The organism is Thermogemmatispora onikobensis, from assembly GCF_001748285.1.
Lineage (GTDB): Bacteria > Chloroflexota > Ktedonobacteria > Ktedonobacterales > Ktedonobacteraceae > Thermogemmatispora > Thermogemmatispora onikobensis.
The window spans coordinates 128,744-146,751 of record NZ_BDGT01000003.1 but is presented as its reverse complement, the minus strand read 5'-3'; the positions used below and the strand labels follow the sequence as shown (position 1 = coordinate 146,751).

The following is an 18,008-nucleotide window of genomic DNA, read 5'->3' as shown; positions in this document are numbered from 1 at the left end:
GCCATGTGCTACGACGACAATGCCCGTCCACCCGTGCCAGACGGTGCGGATGGGCAAGCCCAGGGAGAAGACCTGGTTCTCACTGCCGCAGATGGCAACCGCTTTGCCGCCTACTTTGCCCGTCCTGCGGCCCCCACGGGAGCGCAGGTAATCATCTATCCTGACGTCCGTGGCCTGCATCAATTCTACAAAGAGCTAGCCCTGCGCTTTGCTGACATAGGAATCGCCGCCATCGCGCTCGACTATTTTGGGAGAACTGCCGGATTAACAGCGCGTGACGATTCTTTTGAATTCTGGCCCCATGTCCAGCAACTCAAACTAGAGAACTTTTTTCTGGATGTGAGGGCAGCTCTTGACTACCTGCGTAGCCATGCCAGCGCCGAAGGAGCGACCTACCCCGTTGGCTTCTGCATGGGTGGCAGCTTAACGATCCTCTCGGGCTGCGATCGCTCCTTCGGCTTTGCCGGCCTGGTGGCCTTTTATGCGGGGCTGAGCCGACCTATTGCAGGCAATGGTACAGCTCTGGAGCGGGCCGATCAACTGGCGTATCCACTGCTCGGTCTCTTTGGCGGGGCTGATCAGGGTATACCTGTCAGCCAGGTTCACGAGCTAGAGGAAAAACTGCGCCGGCGCAGTCTTGAGCACCAGATCCATATCTATGAAGGAGCTCCCCATAGCTTCTTTGACCGCCGCTACAGCGAATATGCTGAAGCCTGTGCCGATGCCTGGCAGCGCGTGCGCGACTTCATTGCCGCCCATAGTCACAATCGTACCTAGATCCACTGCCCTCAGCGGGCTTCATGGCATCCCTGTGTTGCCCTGCCTGGTTTCGCAGGCTGCTCCCTGTGAAGCCAGGTAGGGGAAGCGCAGGGCCTCCTTCAAGCTCCCCGTCTGGCGGTAGCGTGTGATCATCTGGTGAGCAGGTGTCTGACGCCGCTCAAGAAGTGTGAAGAGCGGTTCCAGCAACGGGCGACTCTCCTCCTTCTCCAAAGCTTGGGCGGCAGCGGTCAGGAGCTGCTGCGCTCCCGCAAAGATCTCCTCGTCCTCAAATCCGCGCAGGGCTGCACGCTGATGGAGATGAGCGTCGGGCACGGTGGCCCGTCCGGGCAAGGTATCATCGAGGGTCAGGCCCTGAAGGAGAGCCAGCAGGGCGGCATAGAGCGAGAAATCTGCGCAGCTATCGCAGGCTTTAAACTCCAGCCTCCCTATCTCTGCCGGAATACGCGCCAGCTTCGTCAGCGAGGGGCTGCTATAGAGCAGCTGAGTTTCATCTGCAATGAAGACCAGGGCTGCCGGGCGCTGACCGGTTCGGAGAAAGGTGCGCACCGAGAGACCTTCCCAGAGCTTGCCCTCGTAAAAAGGGGAACTGAAGCTAAAAGGTACAATATAAGGACTATAATAAGTCAGTTTGCGCCCCCGATCGATCAACAGCTCTGTCGACCAGCTGGAGCATGACAAACTAAGATCGGGACCATAGGTCAGGAAGGTGCTCAGAGCAGTGCGATCTTCTGGCGAGCGATCAAGCAAGCGCCACTCATAGGCATTGAGGGGGGGATCGAGAATGAGGCAAGTCTGGTAGGGGTTATAGCTCGTCAAGACGGGGGTGAAGCCGTGACGAGCAGCTACCTGGCAAAGCAGGGTGAAGCTCTCCTCTAGCTCATGGATAGCACCCTGGATGTCAGGATGAATGGTCGTCCTGATTTCTATCCCCTTGGGAAGGCAGGTCAGCCACTCGCCTTGAGGGCTGAGGCGCTCTAGCGCTTCAAGGTACCAGCGCTTAAGACGGATACCGGCATCGCCGATGCGCAGCTGCTGTTCATCGGCGGGATAGAGCGGCAGCTCATCGATCACAGCCTGAAGCTGGCTGTAGGAAGTTGAAACGAAATCCACAAAGCGTCCATTGTGGTCGAGAAAAGCCACCTCATGTTCGATGCCAAAGCGGAAATTGCTCATCTATCTTGTCCTTTGCTCGAAATAGAGACCAAGAGCGAGCTACCTGGGAGTCGCCCTATAGTGGAGAGGGGAGAGCTACCTTCACCAGCCACTCACCACCTCTAGGGGAGAGCCGCGCTTCCCTTGCGGCGGCGCAAGGGACGATCCCAATTCAGAGTAAGCAACTCAGATATTAGCATGGCCTAACATTGGCGTCAAGGGGAAGGGCACTACTGGTGTAGAGTGTAGTATCAGGAATACATCATTGTACGGTACCCACGGGCACTCAGGTGGCTGTAGGGGGGGCAGAAGAGGAGCTGACCAAAGGGATAAAGTGGGAGCAGAGGAGTGAGTGAGTAGCCGGGATAGTCAGGAGAGAAGCGGGTAGATCTTCCTTCTCTTGCCTTTGAGGAAGAGGAGAGATAGAATACAACGGCTGCCCTTTACGCTGCGCTGTTGGTGAGCGCAGGAAGAGGGTCCATCACTATTACACCTATGACTGCAAACAAACGATATCGTCCAGCTTTTGCCCTTCAGCGTCTCGTCAAGTCAGTTCTCGACAGTCCTGGCTTTCGCAACCGAACCCTGCTGGCCATCTCTTTTTCTGTGCTTGGGGCCTATATAGGCACGGCGATGATCAACCCGGTACGTGTCCTTTATGCCCAGGCGCATGGGGCCTCATTGCCGATCATCGGAGCGATGGCCTCTGCTTATCTGGTCTCTGACTTTCTCTTCGGTTACCCATTAGGTTGGCTGGCCGATCGCTGGGGACGCAAGCAAGTGATCCTCATCGGCATGGCGGCGCAGGCGTTGCTCTCGGCGCTCTACCTGCCGGCTTCCGATCCACTCCTCTTTATCGTTCTGCGCTTCCTGGAAGGCATGGCGGCGGCCTCCCTCTTGCCGGCGGCGCGGGCTTTGCTTATTGATGCCGTGCCTGTTGAGCAGCAGGGTGAAGCGTTTGGAGTTTTTAACGCCTTTTTCAATGCCAGCTTTCTACTCGGGCCGGCGCTTGGGGGATTGATGGCTGCCTTGGGCTACAGCTGGGCCTTTATAGGGGCAATCGTCATACGTCTGGTAGGCATCGTTCTCGTTGTACTGCTCATTCGGAACAGACCGGGGACTCACTCCCGCAATGCGAAGCAGCCCGCTCTCAGCAGCGTCTTCAAAGAGTTGTTTACCTGGCCGCTGCTCGCTGCCTACCTGATTGCTTTTGGCGACTATCTCTATTTGGGTTTTGACCTCACCCTGACGCCAATCTGGATGCACGATCACTTGCAGGCTTCTGTGGCCCTGATCGGCCTAACATACACCGCCTGGGCGGTGCCGAACACGGTTTTCTCTCCTCTTGGGGGGAGAGTAGCCGATCGCCGGCGGCGTTCCACCTTAATCTTAATCTTTGGTCTGGTCCAGGTACCGCTCTACTTCTGCTATGGGGTACTGAGCCAGGCTCTGGTGGCCTTGCTGCTCTTCGCTGTGCATGGGATCGTTTATGCCTTTATCCAGCCAGCCGTTGATGCGCATCTGGCGGCCTTCTCTGGGAACCACGTGCGCGCGCGTATTCAGGGCCTCTACAGCACCGTTGGCCTGATCGGAGCTTTTGTCGGAAGCAACCTGTTCATTCCTCTTTATCTGATCAACTTCCGCTTCCCCTGGTTTATGATGGGACTTTGCTATGGTCTCTGTGTGCTCGTTGGAGGGCTGATCATTCGGCGCCAGGAAGCCAAAAATCTCCCTCCGCCTCAGATAGTGCAAGGGGATCAGGCCGAGGCGACAACTTTGGGATCATCAAGCTTCCATCCCTAATCAAAGATGCTCGCCTGGAGAGCGTTCTTGATCTATCGAGGACACCCTGTGCTCTCTAGTTGTGGTGACTTTGTCGACGATTACGCCGTTAATCCGCACGAGCGCGACGATCTCAGCTTAGACGCCTGCAGCTCTGTCCGACAGAGTGGAGTGATCTGGGCCTTTCAAGCCTGGCACCCTCACGGCTCTGGTCGCGAGGAAATTGTCACCACGGCGCTCTGCCTCTGTACCCTGCTGGGTACGGCTGCACACTGGCCTGAGCAAGAAGGCTGTCTGGAGATAGAGGTTGGCGAAGCCTGAGTCTTGCCTGTGAGGTTGCCTCCGGCGACTGGTGCTTGGTCTTCTCTGTGTAGGGGCCGGTGAGCGCGGCGCCAGGCCAGCCTCGACAGGGGCCCTGCAAGGACGACTCAACCATTGTGTACCATCCCGGCCCCAGTCAGAGCTTTCTTTATCCATATCTTTATGGGCGCCTGCACCCGTTCTCTACCTCAGAGCGCTATCCTCTTAAACAGAACGTGGGCCAGTATGTGACGACAACTATCCACACACTGTTTCTATGCTCTGTGGAGGGAGGATGCTCTATGGCGGTTCTCTCGGAGCCTCGCTTGCAGATTCCTGTTGACCCCGGCTACCTGCGTCTCAAACGACTGGTCGATGTAGTGGTTACCCTGGTCTTGTTGCCCTTGCTCCTGGCAGTGATGGGGGTGATAGCCATTCTGATCCGGCTCGATTCTGCTGGTCCTGTCTTCTTCCGCCAAAAGCGCTTGGGATGGAACGGCAAGGAATTTATCTTGCTGAAGTTCCGCTCAATGTATGCAAACAGCGATGATTATCTGCATCGCGAGGCTATCAGGCGTTATATGAATGGTGACCGACTCAGCAGTGGCCAGCAGGCCGCCAATCCTTACAAGTTGAACGACGATCCGCGCATTACAAGAATCGGTCGTCTGCTCCGCCGTACCAGCCTCGATGAGTTACCTCAGTTCTTTAATGTGCTGCGCGGAGAGATGTCGCTCGTCGGACCACGCCCTCCCCTGCCTTATGAGGTGGAGCAGTATAGTGAACGGGATTGGCTGCGCCTGGCAGGCAAGCCTGGGCTGACCGGCTACTGGCAAGTCTATGGACGCAGCAAGGTCGATTTTAAGACGATGGTAGAAATGGACATTGCTTATCTGCAGCGCCAATCGATCTGGGAAGATCTCAGGCTCATCGCTTTGACTCCGCTGGTGATGCTGAGCGGTCGTGGCGGCGCCTGAGCCTCTGACTCGCCCTCTTGCTAGACTACTACCTACCGACCTCTTTTTTCTAGGTCTTCGTCTCTTCCATCCCAGGGGCAAGGATGCCCCTCCCCTTATTGTTATTCTTATAGCCAAAGGGTATTATCTTGTGCCTCCTGCTGGCCTGGCTGGCCAGCGAGTAGAGGCAAGTCTGAGAGATGAGTTGCGTTATTGCGGGCCTCTCTCTTCCCTTGCCGTCTTGCCGGCAGGCTGTTCGTCGGAGAGACCCTCTCGGAGGGGTCTGGTAGCTGCGCCAAGGCCTGCGCAAAAGCTAGTGCAGATGCTGCCTGCTGATCTCCTTGGAGAGGGAGACAGAGTGTGGGGAGCGATGGCGGTCACAGATTCTCTCCAGCAACTCGTTGTAGCGTTCGCTCATCAGCTCCCAGCGGAACGGCTCAAAGTCTCTGGCGGCGTTCTCAACGAGCTGGAAGCGCTTCTCGGGATGGTGATAGAGATCGACAATAGCTGCTGCCAGGCTGAGCGGATTCTCCGGCTCGCAGAGCACAACCGACTCGGGACGGAACATTGAGCGGATCGCTTTGGTATCTGTGGCGATAATTGGACGATGCAGCCAGGCGAACTCATAGGCTTTAGTGGGCAAGAGGAGGTCCATGAACCCATCGCAGCGGTAGGGGATAATGCCCACATCCCCGTGGGCGATAAAGTGAGCCACCTCTTCTACCGTGCAAGTCTCTCTGAAGGTAACGCGCTCACTGATTCCCAATTCCTCGGCCAGCGTGTGGAGAAAAGGGATCTGCTCCCCGCGTCCCAAAAGATCGAGGCGGAGGCGTGGGGCGGCGGGCAGAGCCAGGGCCAGGGCGCGTAAAGCCACATCAAGGCCATGCCGCTCCGCCATCGTACCATGATACATCAGGATGAAATCGCCGTCTTCCTCGGTGGAAGGCACGCGAGCGCGCCGTGAGGGAGGGAAATAGCGCGGGTCTGGACTGTTGAGGATAACAGACAGCTTGTGGCGGGGGACCCCGCGCCTGAGCAGCAGCTCCTCGAAAGGCCAGCCCACCGTGATCACATGGTCAGCGAACAAAGTCGAGATGCGCTCCTGCAAAGCTGCCAGTCCTCGGGCCAAAGAGCGCAGGCGCCCGCGAGTCTTGACAGCCATCAGTTCTGGCGAGGCGTCCTGTACCTCCAAGATCACACGTGCTCCAAAAAGGCGTGGAATGAGCGCAGCGAAGACCAGGAAGTCCGGCATGTTATGCACTTGAATCACATCATAGCGCTTGCGGAAGTGGAGCCGTGTCACTGTCCAGGCGGCGAGCAGCAGGAATCTGAGCCAGCCGAGCACCGTCAGCGGCAATGGCTGGCCGAAGCCCCGATCCAGAGGGACGCGGTAGACCGAGACGCCGTTGCATTCTTCATACGAAGGCTCCGAGCCATGACGCAGACAAATGACATCAACCAGGTGCCCTCTGGCGCGGGCGGCCTCAGCCAGGCGACGTACCAGAGGGTCAAAGCGATACCAGTCGTAGCTAATGTGAACAATGCGTAGCGACGGCATTCCCAATATCCCCTTTCAGACCGAACCACAATTCAGGCGGGCGTGCGATCGGTTCTCAGCCAATCTCTTTGTTGTCTCTGGCTCTGACGAAGCACGAGATAGACCCAGAGTTTCCAGAGGACGAATACGGGCGCGAAGAAGAAAGCCCGATAGATCCCTTTAGGCGGATCTAACAGAGCCAGAGGGGAAAGCACATAGACACTCAATCCCAGCAGCAAGAGCAGGGCTAACACCATAGCAGGAGGCCAGCGAAGTAGCAAACTGGCCAGGAGCACCAGCGTGGTCCCGGCCAGCAGTACAGAGAGCGGAGGTGTAAGCAGCTCGGCCACTGCCTCCAGCCGGCGCCAATCGCCACGGCGCCAATCGCTACGGCGCCAATCGCCGGCCTGCAATCCTGCCCGCAGCAAGCGCGAAGCACGTTTGAGAGCGGACGTATTTGCTTCAGCGGCCTCCCAGCGCAGATCTTGCGAGCGCATCTGAGCAAAGCGAAGCGGCATCTGAGAACGGACGATCGCTTCGGGCACGTAGCGGACATAAATTCCCTGTTCCACGAGGTGCAAATAGTACTCATAATCCTCGCCGCGTGAAAAAGCCTCCCAGGGGTAGCGCTCCAGCAGAGCGCGGGTCAGGCACATGCCATTGCCTGTCAGAGTCGACGAAGCGCCCAATCTGGTCCGTCCCAGGGGGCGAACGTGATTCATCAAAGAGAGGGCCAGCCAGCGCAGAGCTGTTCCCGGCGAGGCCGAAGCATTGAGCACCGTATTCCTGGCCTGCAGAGCCTGCAGATCCTCGCCGCGAGCCAGACCTGCCCGTAGAGCCTGCTCCAGGGCCTGCAAAAAAGAAGGCTCGACCACGGCATCGGCATCCAGGAACACACAGGCGTCGTAGCTCACACCATCCTCGGCCAGCCGCGTCAAAGCCCAATTCAAGGCGTAGCCCTTGCCGCGTCGCTGAAGATCACAGCGCTCATAGACGCTGGCCCAACCGGTAGAGCGGACCAGGCTTGCTGTATCATCAGTGCAATTATCGGCGATCACATAGACCTGGTAGTGACTGCGCGGATACGCAAGCTGTTGCAAGCTTGCCAGGAGTGTTTCGATGACCGACTCCTCGTTGTGGGCAGGAATCAGCACCACAAAGCGCAGTGGCTCGGTGGTGCTGGATGGTGGGGCTGAGGCAGTAGCCTGGCTTGGCAGACGAGTCAGCAGGGCGGCTGCTGTGACCACTGTCAGATAGCCAATAGGCAGAGCCAGTGCCAGCTCTGCCAGGAGGAGGGCCCAGGAAAGCAAGGGGAGCAGCCCAGCAAAGAACGTCGTAAGCGTCATAGGCCGACCTCGCTCAAAACCGGTTGGACCTGTGGTGTGGTGGAGCTACTCTTCTGAGACGTCTCCTGCTCGGAGCGCCTTTGTTCCAGGGCTGGCAAGCGCATCAACAAACCAGCCAGCAAACCCAGATAGATCACATTGCGATAGAAGAAAAGCTGGTAGTCCGCGTAGGCCACCATGACTTCCATGAAGGTGATTGCTATCACATAGACGGCAATCAGACGCAGATAGGGATCGTGGAGCTGGCGAGCGATCAGACCGCCGCGCACAATCAGCGAACCCAGCAAGAACCAGAGAGCCACATAGCCAGCGGGTCCGAGGCGCATCCAGATCCAATAGATTGTATTGTGTGGCACATACAAATAAGGATTGCCGCCGAACTCGGGATCATCGCTAGCCAGGACTGGCAGTGGCTCGGGTTGCAAAAACTGCTTCCCAAATCCCAGCCCTAACAGAGGATTCTGCTCTACCGTATACTTCAGATCATAATTTTCGGCGTTGCGATAAGCGTTTGATGCCTGATCGCGAGTATCTGAAGCCGAAGGGTCAATGACCGAGACAATCGCTCGGGCAGGCTCCGCAAGGCTGCCCGTTCCATGAGCGAAAGCGAGGACGTAGCCAATGCCCAGGGCAGCGCAGAGCAGCAGTCCTGCTAGCAGAGGCTTGCGCAGCTGCGGCTTCAAGTAGAACACAAAGGCCCAGGCTACAAGCACACCCACGATCAAGGCGATATAGTCAGCGCGTCGCTTATTAGCGATCAGCGCAATCAGCACTACCGGGAGCACGGCCAAAGCTGCATACAACTGTGGACGGTAGCGATACAGCAAACAGAAGAGGATGATGAGTAGTAAAATTGAGACGAAGAAAAAAGACTCCTCGTGTGACATAATCTCGTTCTGATTCGTCAGATCGCCGTGCAGCACGAAGAGATAGATATAGCAACCTTGCAGGCCCTTAACGGCGGCTCCCAGGATAGCAAACCACAGGAAGAGGCGGACGTGGCGCACCTGGGAAATCAAGTTGTAGGCCAGTAAGTAAGAAAGGAATAGATACCAGAGCGGTCGCACCTCCAGAACAGTGATTTTCAGATCGCCGCCGGTTGCCAGGCCGTGAAGAACGCCGATTGCCACACAGAGGAGAAACGCCATGAAAGGCCAGAAGAGAGGGCCACCCTCCAGGCCTGGACGGCGCTTCGCCAGGCGGTGGCAGATGCTCATAAAGAGGGTAAACAGCATCAAAAAACCGATGGGGCGTTCGATCATCCCGGCCATGTTAGGTGGCCAGTAAAAGATATTCAGCTGATCGGTGCCGATATGGAACTGCAAAGGATTCTGCTCGATGAGCAGAACGCAAGCCAGGCAGAGGAAGAGGCCAGTGACAGGCCAGCGTATAATCAGCAAGCCGGCGGTGCAGGCGGAGAGCAAGGCCACGAGGATGCTGAAGCCGAGGGAGGAGCCGGCCAGCATCAGCAGAGGAAGGACGGTCAAGCCCAACATGAGAGCGATCCAGAAAGGAAGGATGCTGCTCTCGCGCGGCTGGGATACCGGTTCATCAGGGTAAGCTCGATAGAGCTGTCTCGACCGTGGCGGTGACTCTGGTAAAGAAGGCATAGTCTTTCACTATCTGTTGTGCAAACTGCGACAACAAAGCCAGATCTACTGCACCTATGCTTTGCTGAGCTGATCAGAAGAACGTGCTATAAGCGATCAGCAGAGCGACGGCCAGCAGCATGATCAGCCGCGTTGTAGCGTTATATTTCCTGATAAAGAGGCTCAGCGTCAGGAAAAAGCCGAGCAAGATCACGATCGTTTTCATAGGCCAGGTATTCTTCTAAAGGCGAGCTCACAGCAGCTGGCGTATCCAGCGTGGAATATGGCTCTCGATCTGATTCAGCAAGATCCCCTGGACAGGGAGGTCCCTCAGCTGAGCGCAGGCCTCGCTGACCAACACCTCGGAAGTCACGCCGGCATGCACTACCAGGATCAGCGAATCGGCCAGGCCTGCAGCCAGAGCGCCGTAGCCCGATGTCACCAGCGGGGGCAGATCGAGGATGAACAGCCCCTGGGAGGCGGGCAAGCGGGCGAGAAGCTGGCGTTCAGCGAGCTGATGGATCAACTTCATAGCCTGGCCTGCGGCATTGCCGGCGGGGATAACCGTCAGCTCGGGCGACACCTGGTAGCGGATTGCCTCCTCGCTGCACTCGCCGCGCAGCCATTCCGCTAAACCCTGTCGACGTGGCAGGTTGAACAACTCCTGCAGGCGAGGGCGCTCCCAGGTACATTCCAGCAGTGTCACAGGTTGCCCGCTGTCGCTAGCCAACACCGTAGCGGTTGCCAGAGCCAGGAGCGTCTTGCCCTCGCCGGCGGTAGCGCTTGTGAAGCCGAGGCTACGAATTGTCGAGTGCTCTCGGAAGAAAGTCGCGGCGCACAACTGGCGGCAGCGCTCGCGCAGGGCCTGAGCATTGAGCAACTCGCGCGTCTTTTGGCTCTTGAGAGAAGTCTCTCGCTGTTCCGGCTCCGTCTTTTCGGACCTGCCTGGCACCGGTGTTTCTGGAACCTTGACCTTGCTAAGCGCCTCACTCTGCTTCTTGGCCTCTTCTTTAGGAGTCTCTTTTGCCGCCAGCTCAGGCTCAGGCTCATGTGGGGTGTCTGGGGCCTGTTCTTCTGTTGGTCTTGACGAAGCCAGGGCGGCAGCGGTCGACTGCGAGCGGAGAGCTGGCAACTTAACCGTATCGTTTTCCGGGTCGTGGGCGCCAGTATTCTGCTTCATTTTATTCTTATTGAGTCGATCATGTTCTGCCATAAGCGCTATCCTCTCCTCTCCTCAGCTAGTTAGGAATACCATCCCTGCCGGGTAGCAGCTCGCCAGAAGCGGCTGAAGGGAGCAAGGCCGCAATACCCTCCTTCCCCAGGCGCGGAAGCTGAGCCAGCACCGGGAGCGTTGTGATCTTCTGCAGATCGAGAGGCGTATAGACCGCGCGGTTGCGGCGAACCTGAATGATCACCAAGGCAGAGCAGCTGACGAGTGCAGCCACCAGACCAATCGCGCCACCGATCAGGAGCGACTTCATGCGTGAGACCTGCTGTGTGCCCACGCTTGGGGAATCGATGACCTTAAAAAGGCTGTTGGTGCCAGTGCCCTGAGAACTAATCTCCTGATTCAGGCTGGCGATAAGCGACTGCAAGTTTTCCACCGTAGCCTGGGCCTGCTTGGTCTGACTATGGAGCAGGCCGTAGGCGGGGTCCAGCGTAGCGGCGTAATCGGGGCCAGAAGTCAGCACCTGATGAGCCAGATCAGGGTGATTGGTAAGATAGCGGGCCTCGGCAGCCGCGGCGTTGGCGGCGTCCTGCTGGGCCTTCACGAGCTGGCCCTGATAATTTTGGAGCAGATACTGTGCTTCTGCAATACTGAACTGCTGGCTTTGTTGACTGTAGTTCTCGATGACAGAGTTTACTACCTGTTGGGCAATTTGCGCGCTCTTATTCTCATAGGTAATAGTGAATAGGTTATAGCCCACTGCGCGCACGAGCACATGCTTAGAGATTTCCGTAAAGAGAGCATCGTCACGCAGGAGCGGATCGGAGCGCGTGCGCGTGTCGAGTGTCGAGGCGAGCTGTGTTTGAGAAGCCACCTTTAAAGCGAAGGTGCGGCTTTGCAGCAGCTCGCTCAGAGCCGTAGCTTGGGTCTCTGCTGGTGTTGCCTGGAGATTGGTCTCCGGCCCGGTGGCTCCGATGACCTCATAGCGTCGCAGGGCCCACAACGAGGCCGTGGTTTCGTACGATGGAGGAAGAATCAGCACAACGGCGATTGCCAGGGCCGGAAAGATTACGAGCAGCAAGATGAGCTGCAGGGGCCGGCGGAAGATGGCTTCAAGTACACGCCCCACAAGATCAAACCTCCTTCGCTTCGCGTAGCATCAGGTAACCTCTCGTTTTTTCTGCTGATGTATGGTCTGCTACAAGGGTACTACTGGTTCGATGATAAAGTGGTATTCATGTATGTGAAGATGTCGTTTCCGCCGGGGGTTCGATGTGCACATCGCGCTACCAATGAACTGAGGTGAGAACTGATAAAGGCCCGGGTACTGTTCGTCTACCCTCCTCTAGGAAAAAGACCCGTTCTTTACCAGGTTCGCAATCCTGTCACTACAAAGACGTGCTATAACCCGAATAGACCAGGAGTAAGCCGATTGGCAGGGGCTGCACACCTGACTAGCGCGGCTTACTGCCAGAGAGACATCTGGGGCCTGAGTTGCTGATCGGCCTGGGTCAGGTGGTGGGCAGAGCAGGTAGTCATAATCTGCTGCATAGCTGTCGAGGAGCCTGAGCCTGCTCCAGAGTACCCGAAGACTGCTGGTGATGTGCTGCTCCTGGTCCGTGGGGGCGATTGCGTCCCTGGCTGCGCTGCCGGAGGTGCTCATATGAGAGATGCCGTCCGTGAGTTGATCAAATATCTCACCAACCGATGGATCAACTATATTCCTTCTTATACCCTGCGCTATGCCTGGTATCGCACGATTCTGGGATGGGAGATTGGTCCCCAGGTGACGATCCTCTCTGGCGTCCGTGTTCAGATGGCGGGTCTGCGTGGTCGAGGGCGTCGCGTTGTTATTGGCAAAGGCTCTGTTATTAACTATGACTGTTTGCTATATGTAACGGGGGGGCTGGTGATCGGCGAAAATGTCAGTCTCTCACCGGGGGTCTGGCTGATCACGGGTTCGCATGATATCAACGATCCAGAGCACAAGGATATCTACAAGCCAATTGTGATTGGTAACTACGCCTTCTTGGGGGCGCGGGCGACAGTTCTGGCGGGCGTGACCATCGGCGAAGGGGCTGTTGTGATGGCTGGGGCGGTCGTGACCCACGATGTTCCTCCCTACGCTATTGTGGGTGGTGTGCCTGCGCGCGTGGTTGGAGAGCGCCAGCTGCGCAATCCCTCCTATTCTCTAGCACATTTTCATCCTCTGTTTGGGTAGCGCCCTGTGAAGCTGACGGCAAGGGATTGGATCGATCTGGCTCGGTTCCTTTCCTTCCCTCGCCGTGCCAACTGGCTCAGGAGCTGCTTGGTCGTGAGCTGAAAGGAGTTTAGGGTTGCTTGTCTCTGCTATGGACGACGTTGGTCCTGAATATCAGCATGTCTATCTCTCGCCACACTTTGATGATGCTGTCTATTCTTGTGGTGGAACCATTGCCTTACAAACACTCCAAAGGGAAGGTTCGCTGATTGTAACTGTATTCGCTGGCCTTCCTGGTCCTGATTTAAAGCTAAGCTCCGTTGCTCGACGCATCCAGCGCACGATGAGCAGTCAACACGAAGCATTTAGCCTGGTAGAGCTTCGCCGCCGGGAAGACCAGCAAGCCTGCTCCTCGCTGCGGGCTGATTGCCTCTGGTTAGATTATCTCGACGCCATCTATCGTGGTTCGCCGGCCCTCTATCGCTGGAAGCGGGCTATCGGCGGGCGTATGCGTCAGGTCGATGCCTGGATTGTTGAGGACCTACTTCACCTTTGTCTGGCTCTCCATCGTCGCCTCCCCTCGCTCCACTGGTATGCGCCCTTGGGTATCGGGGGCCATGTGGATCACCGCGTGGTTTCCGCTGCTGCCTTCCGGCTTCTGGTATATGGGGCCAATGTAGTCTTCTACGAAGATTTCCCCTATGTCCTGCATCGCTCTGCGCTCAAAAAGCGCCTGCGGGAGGTGGGGATCAGCATGCAGCCTCAGCTGGTGGAGATCTCGGATACACTGGCTTTGCGTCAACAGGCTGCCAGCCTCTATGCATCGCAGGTGCGCATAAACTTTGGCTCTGCCGCAACACTCTATCGAAGCATCGAATGTTATAGTGGTCAGATTAGCTCGAAGCAGGGAACGCATGTGGAACGCTTCTGGCGTGCGGCCTTGCAGGCTGATTACCACCAGCTCTATCAATAAACCGACTGGCGGATGGTGAAAGATCTCCGCCAGTCGGTTTCAGGAGTAGAGGGGAGCCTGGACGCTTCTCTTTGATCTGGTGGATTGGAGGAGGTGGCGGTCAAGGCTCGCTCGTCTCCTAGCAGCGACCCAGCTGGACCCAGACACCTGCCGGCCCGCCCGGCACGTCGTTATATGTCCACCATTTCGCCTGCCAGAGATAGCCGTTATAGGTAACTTTGCTGCCTCCAGTATAAGCCGTGGTAGGACTCCAGGGAGCAATACCGGTGCAGTTGCTGCTGGCTGGTGAAGTGGGCGTTGGTGAGGGAGTGAGCGTCGGGACAGTGGTGGCGGTGGGGGGTGGTGTTGACGAAGGGGCTGCTGTAGGGGTCGCCGCAGTCGTCTGGGCGAATTGCGTGACGATGCGGGTAAAATCCCAGTCGTTCTGCGGCACGCTACTGCAGGTGGCCGAGAGGTTCCCGTTGTTATCTGGCGGGGTACACTGTCGATCGCGGTTCACCGACCAGAAAGTAAAGCGCGCCAGGTGATTGCTTTTGACGAAGCTAAGTACAGTCTGGAAATCGGACTGATAGAAGTATTCCCCGCTATCGGTGCGCCCATTCATCGAGGAGATCCCCTCATAGGCATAGGCGGTTGCGCTATCCCAGCCAAAGGTGTTCATGAGAATGGTGTGAAAACTCTGCAGGGCGCTGATTTGGCTGCTGGCGCCGTTGAAGCCGCCATCAAAGGGCATGATGGAGTAGCTGCTGGGCCTGTAGCCGAGGCTCCGTGCGGTGTTAAGGAGCTGCTGCCCAAAGTAGCCGGTACCCGAGGTAGTGCCTGGCAAGGTAACGGTGATCATGAGGCCAGGGTTGTTGGCCTGCAAAATCTGGGCGGCCCCCAGCTCGTTATTAATGGCAGCGGCATTCTCGTACTCAGGCTCCTCCAGGTCCAGGTCGATGGCGCGTAGACTATACTTGGTAATGACTGCCTGCTCCGCGGCGGCGGTAGCCTGGGGAGTGCCACAGACCTGGCCTAGCTTCGTGCCATTATAGCCACCAAAAGAGACGACGACATCGCCGCCGGCTGCTCGCACGGCGTTGATCATCGGGCCGGCCTGGCTATCGGCGGCGACATCGATCAGACCGCTATCGGCCTCCCAGGCGGGAGTACAGCCATTGTCTGCGACAATGAAAGCCAGTGTGAAGACGCGGGCACCGGTCGCGGCCATCACCGTGCTCAGAGATGGCGGGTTATTCGCGAGGGGCATGACGTAAGGGGCTGCGTTATACCAGGCTGGCCCTGGCGATGTGGCAGCTTGGGCTGGCCTCTGCTGATGCTGGAAGCTGAAGGCTGCCGCGGCCAGGCAGGCCACCAGAAAGGCGGCAGCGACGAGCAGCCAGGCTCGCCGTGTTGGTGTTGGTGGTCTGCTTTTGCGGAAAGCTCTTAGAGATGTCATATCCTCGCTCCTTTGCTTACTGTGGATTTTGACCAGGCGGCCTGGCAAGGTCAGGGTGGGGGAGGAGAGTGACAGGCTTAGACCTGGCTGAGGCCCTGCTGCGCCTTCTCGCTCCCCCACTGCTGCTAGCCTTGGACAAGGGGCTAGTGAAGCGAGACGTCGTCTACGTAGACGTTCCCCTGCAAGTACCAACCATGTACATAGATCGTGACAGCGGTTGTTGAGGCGCCCGTAGTGAAGGAAACGGAAAGCAGCGTATAGCTGCTGCTGCTGGTCCAGTTGCTCGCTCCTCCGCTGATGCCCAGGTAGGCATAGGGACCATTGACGTAAGCGCTCAGCGTATATGTATGGTTAGGCTGAACGCTGATAGTCTGAGTGCACTGGCCTGTCGTCGAACTGGTTGGAGCCAGTCGCAGAGCGTAAGAGCCACTATGGACAGGTGAGGAAACGACCGTATCGCCCGTGTCACAGGTCCAGGGTGCCAGTGAGCCGCTCTCGAAGCCAGGATTCGCAACCAGATTAGAGCCAGACGGGGGAGAAGTTGGGGTTGGGCTAGGAGTGGGAGTAGCTGTCGGCGCCGCGGTAGGTGTAGGCGTTGGTATGGGGGTACTGGTCGGCCTGGGAGTCGCGGTCGCGGTCGGCGTTGGTGTGGGCGTTGGTGTCGGACCAGGGTTCGGGCTGCCTCCCAGACCAGTAACGATGGCATTTAGCAGCGTATCGGCTGCGTCCTCGTCCTCCAGGGAGAACATCATGGCGCCGGCCAGGCCCTTGTTTTTAATATAGGTCGTTTTCGCGGCAATCGACTGCGGCGTGTCGCCCGTGTAGAAATTGGTGCCGTCGTAGATCCAGGAGGCCTGAGTAGTCGGATCGAAGAAGTTCACGCTCGCGTTGCTGGTCAAACCGGCGGCGGCCAGCTCCTTGTAGAAAGCGATACCTGGGGTCTGGCTGTAGGAGAAGGATGGTGAAGCGCCGGTAGCGGACTGGTAGAGACCATGTGTGCTGCCGGCGGGTACGCCTGTCCAGCCGCGGTAGTAGAAGGGAAAACCCATCACCAGCTTGCTGGCAGGGAAGCCGCCAGGAATACTGTAGGCCGAGAGTCCGCTTGTCCAGGCCTGAATGGACGTATCGATATTATACTTGGCCTGACCGGGAGGGATAGGAGCCGAAGGATCTTGCGAGGAGTTATAAAGCGGGTCCTGGAAATTCGTAGGGCCGCTGCTTTCCCAGGCTCCATGCATATCGTAGGTCATGACGTCGGCGTAATCCAGATAATTCCCGATCTGATCGGTCTGGATCTGCATAATCTTATCCTGTCCCGAAGGAACAGCCGCTGTCAGTGTAAAATGCTTACCGATGCTTGCCCCGTAGGCGTCAAGCTCACTACGGAACTCCTGGAGCAGGAGCGTGAAGTTGGCTTTATCCTGGGGGCCGTAGTGGTTACCGACGTGGCCCAGGACACCGGGGTACTCCCAGTCAATATCGAAGCCGTCGAAGATCCCAGCAGCGGCAGCAGGGCCACCTGATGGGTCGCCTCCGATGCCGGTGGGCAGATTGCCCTTGATGAACATAGTGATGCAGGAGCTGACGAACTTCTGCCGTGAGGAGGCCGTTGCAGCCACATCGGAGAAGTACTTCGAATAGGTCCAGCCGCCGATGGAGAGCAAAATCTTCAAGTTGGGATATTTGGCCTTCAGCTCGCGAAGCTGATTGAAGTTGCCCTTAATCGGCTGACTGTAGGAGTCCGAGCTGCCGTCGACGGAGTTCGTGCTGCTATAGCTCTTCTGATAGTCTGCAAAAGCATCGCCTGCCCCGTCCCCGGCGTTGGGGTTGCTCTCATTGCTAGAGTCAGACGCCTTGATCGCCTCGAAGCAGGTCAGATTTGTGGGGTCGATGTTCTCGAAAGCATAGATAATCGTGGTGAGGCGTGAGGCGGCTCCTGATGTATCAACGGTCGAGGGATAGTACGCATTGCCGTAGATGCTCCACTGATCAAAGTAGGCGATTTTCTGGTAAGTTGGAGCACTGGCTGCCTGAGTGGAAGCCGTAATCGGAGCGCTGGGTGCTGAGGTGTTGCCGTCCTTGTCGTAAGCCTGAACAGTGAACGTATAGTTCGTCGAGGGTAGCAGCGAGCTAATAGTCACTGCCGTCCCCATCGAGGTGGCAACGATGTTGCTGCCATTGTAGACGTAGTAGGCCGGCACATCACCGGTGCCGGAGTTGTCAGTTGATGGCGACCAGGACAGGGTGATCGATTGCGGCCCGGTAGCAACCACGTGGACATTGGTCGGTGTGGTGATCACCGTAGCGCCCCGTACCTGGAGCGGGTGAGAGTAGAGTAGAGCGGCCAGACCCGAGCAGAGTAGAGCCACCGCTATTCCAAACTGCAAGAGTCTTTCCTGTCGTCTCATGGTTTCTCCTTGCTAACATTCCTTGCTAGCAGTTTCGGCTGGGAGGACCCTGGCAAAGACACGCGGCAGCCGACCAACCGCGTGCTGGGCTCGCGCGTGCTGATCTGGATAGGACTCTGTGGGCTGCCTGTCTGGAGGCGAGCAGGGCAGCCCTTTCGCCAGTCTCTCCTCCTTTCTTCTCGAACTCAGGCAGGTCAGGAACGGCCTCTGTCCGCGCGTGGCCCGAGGATGTGTGTCGCAGTGCGCAGGCCCTGTCTCAGCGACAGCTCCCAGTACTTGTCTTCCACCTGGGGTGGATTCGCGTCGATTGTGAACAGCGAGGCCAGACTGCTACCTGCCACAGGGAGATCCCGGCAGGCCCCAGAGGCCGGTTGATCTC

15 protein-coding genes are annotated in these 18,008 nt (G+C 57.6%); 6 read left to right on the top strand and 9 right to left on the bottom strand.

Annotated features, from left to right (window positions below; translation table 11 throughout):
- Positions 1–3 precede the first annotated feature (3 nt).
- On the top strand, positions 4–777 hold the full coding sequence (locus BGC09_RS02620; protein ID WP_069801803.1) for a dienelactone hydrolase family protein: 774 nt from the start codon (positions 4–6) through the stop codon (positions 775–777).
- A 21-nt stretch (positions 778–798) separates the two neighbouring features.
- On the opposite strand, the gene BGC09_RS02615 is transcribed toward BGC09_RS02620, so the two are convergent.
- Positions 799–1,953: a glutamate--cysteine ligase family protein gene (locus BGC09_RS02615; RefSeq protein ID WP_069801802.1), complete on the bottom strand. Its 1,155-nt coding sequence runs from the start codon at positions 1,951–1,953 to the stop codon at positions 799–801.
- A gap of 474 nt (positions 1,954–2,427) precedes the next feature.
- Between BGC09_RS02615 and BGC09_RS02610 the strand changes: the two genes are divergently transcribed.
- From BGC09_RS02610 to BGC09_RS02600, 3 genes are all read left to right on the top strand, one after another.
- Entirely contained in the window at positions 2,428–3,735 is a 1,308-nt protein-coding gene (locus tag BGC09_RS02610) for an MFS transporter (RefSeq protein ID WP_069801800.1), read from the top strand.
- Positions 3,736–3,762: 27 nt separating this feature from the next.
- A complete protein-coding gene (locus BGC09_RS02605; RefSeq protein WP_069801798.1) occupies positions 3,763–4,035 on the top strand; it encodes a hypothetical protein in 273 nt (90 codons plus the stop codon).
- Positions 4,036–4,316: 281 nt separating this feature from the next.
- Complete coding sequence (locus tag BGC09_RS02600; protein WP_069801796.1) at positions 4,317–4,991, top strand: sugar transferase; 675 nt, start codon at positions 4,317–4,319, stop codon at positions 4,989–4,991.
- Between the two features lie 292 nt (positions 4,992–5,283).
- Here BGC09_RS02600 and BGC09_RS02595 read toward each other — a convergent pair whose 3' ends face one another.
- The 6 genes from BGC09_RS02595 to BGC09_RS02575 form a co-directional block, all read right to left on the bottom strand.
- A complete protein-coding gene (locus tag BGC09_RS02595) occupies positions 5,284–6,528 on the bottom strand; it encodes a glycosyltransferase family 4 protein (RefSeq protein ID WP_069801794.1) in 1,245 nt (414 codons plus the stop codon).
- A 32-nt stretch (positions 6,529–6,560) separates the two neighbouring features.
- The gene (locus BGC09_RS02590) at positions 6,561–7,853 is read right to left on the bottom strand and encodes a glycosyltransferase family 2 protein (RefSeq protein WP_069801792.1); all 1,293 of its coding nucleotides are present in this window, start codon (positions 7,851–7,853) and stop codon (positions 6,561–6,563) included.
- The gene (locus BGC09_RS02585; RefSeq protein ID WP_069801790.1) at positions 7,850–9,349 is read right to left on the bottom strand and encodes an O-antigen ligase family protein; all 1,500 of its coding nucleotides are present in this window, start codon (positions 9,347–9,349) and stop codon (positions 7,850–7,852) included. Before BGC09_RS02585 ends, BGC09_RS02590 begins: the two co-directional genes overlap by 4 nt.
- Before the next feature lie 187 nt (positions 9,350–9,536).
- The gene (locus BGC09_RS23340; RefSeq protein ID WP_275935486.1) at positions 9,537–9,668 is read right to left on the bottom strand and encodes a hypothetical protein; all 132 of its coding nucleotides are present in this window, start codon (positions 9,666–9,668) and stop codon (positions 9,537–9,539) included.
- A gap of 27 nt (positions 9,669–9,695) precedes the next feature.
- On the bottom strand, positions 9,696–10,655 hold the full coding sequence (locus tag BGC09_RS02580) for a hypothetical protein (RefSeq protein ID WP_069801788.1): 960 nt from the start codon (positions 10,653–10,655) through the stop codon (positions 9,696–9,698).
- A 25-nt stretch (positions 10,656–10,680) separates the two neighbouring features.
- Entirely contained in the window at positions 10,681–11,739 is a 1,059-nt protein-coding gene (locus BGC09_RS02575) for a GumC domain-containing protein (protein WP_069801786.1), read from the bottom strand.
- Between the two features lie 534 nt (positions 11,740–12,273).
- On the opposite strand from BGC09_RS02575, the gene BGC09_RS02570 reads away from it, so the two are divergent.
- Positions 12,274–12,831 carry an acyltransferase gene (locus tag BGC09_RS02570; protein WP_069801784.1) on the top strand — a complete coding sequence of 186 codons (558 nt, stop codon included), beginning with the start codon at positions 12,274–12,276 and terminating at the stop codon, positions 12,829–12,831.
- Between the two features lie 115 nt (positions 12,832–12,946).
- Complete coding sequence (locus tag BGC09_RS02565; protein ID WP_141727601.1) at positions 12,947–13,783, top strand: PIG-L deacetylase family protein; 837 nt, start codon at positions 12,947–12,949, stop codon at positions 13,781–13,783.
- 118 nt (positions 13,784–13,901) lie between these two features.
- On the opposite strand, the gene BGC09_RS02560 is transcribed toward BGC09_RS02565, so the two are convergent.
- Positions 13,902–15,221, bottom strand: coding sequence for a chitinase (locus BGC09_RS02560; RefSeq protein WP_069801780.1), 1,320 nt, complete (start codon positions 15,219–15,221; stop codon positions 13,902–13,904).
- A 143-nt stretch (positions 15,222–15,364) separates the two neighbouring features.
- Entirely contained in the window at positions 15,365–17,629 is a 2,265-nt protein-coding gene (locus BGC09_RS02555) for a glycosyl hydrolase family 18 protein (RefSeq protein ID WP_069801778.1), read from the bottom strand.
- Positions 17,630–18,008: the final 379 nt, after the last annotated feature.

Bases quoted from the DNA above. Each gene is read 5' to 3' on its own strand.
- BGC09_RS02580 (WP_069801788.1), bottom strand. From the start codon at position 10,655: ATGGCAGAACATGATCGACTCAATAAGAATAAAATGAAGCAGAATACT.
- BGC09_RS23340 (WP_275935486.1), bottom strand. From the start codon at position 9,668: ATGAAAACGATCGTGATCTTGCTCGGCTTTTTCCTGACGCTGAGCCTC.
- BGC09_RS02585 (WP_069801790.1), bottom strand. From the start codon at position 9,349: ATGTTGGGCTTGACCGTCCTTCCTCTGCTGATGCTGGCCGGCTCCTCC.
- BGC09_RS02570 (WP_069801784.1), top strand. From the start codon at position 12,274: ATGAGAGATGCCGTCCGTGAGTTGATCAAATATCTCACCAACCGATGG.
- BGC09_RS02620 (WP_069801803.1), top strand. From the start codon at position 4: ATGTGCTACGACGACAATGCCCGTCCACCCGTGCCAGACGGTGCGGAT.
- BGC09_RS02610 (WP_069801800.1), top strand. From the start codon at position 2,428: ATGACTGCAAACAAACGATATCGTCCAGCTTTTGCCCTTCAGCGTCTC.
- BGC09_RS02560 (WP_069801780.1), bottom strand. From the start codon at position 15,221: ATGACATCTCTAAGAGCTTTCCGCAAAAGCAGACCACCAACACCAACA.
- BGC09_RS02590 (WP_069801792.1), bottom strand. From the start codon at position 7,853: ATGACGCTTACGACGTTCTTTGCTGGGCTGCTCCCCTTGCTTTCCTGG.
- BGC09_RS02595 (WP_069801794.1), bottom strand. From the start codon at position 6,528: ATGCCGTCGCTACGCATTGTTCACATTAGCTACGACTGGTATCGCTTT.
- BGC09_RS02600 (WP_069801796.1), top strand. From the start codon at position 4,317: ATGGCGGTTCTCTCGGAGCCTCGCTTGCAGATTCCTGTTGACCCCGGC.
- BGC09_RS02555 (WP_069801778.1), bottom strand. From the start codon at position 17,629: ATGAGACGACAGGAAAGACTCTTGCAGTTTGGAATAGCGGTGGCTCTA.
- BGC09_RS02615 (WP_069801802.1), bottom strand. From the start codon at position 1,953: ATGAGCAATTTCCGCTTTGGCATCGAACATGAGGTGGCTTTTCTCGAC.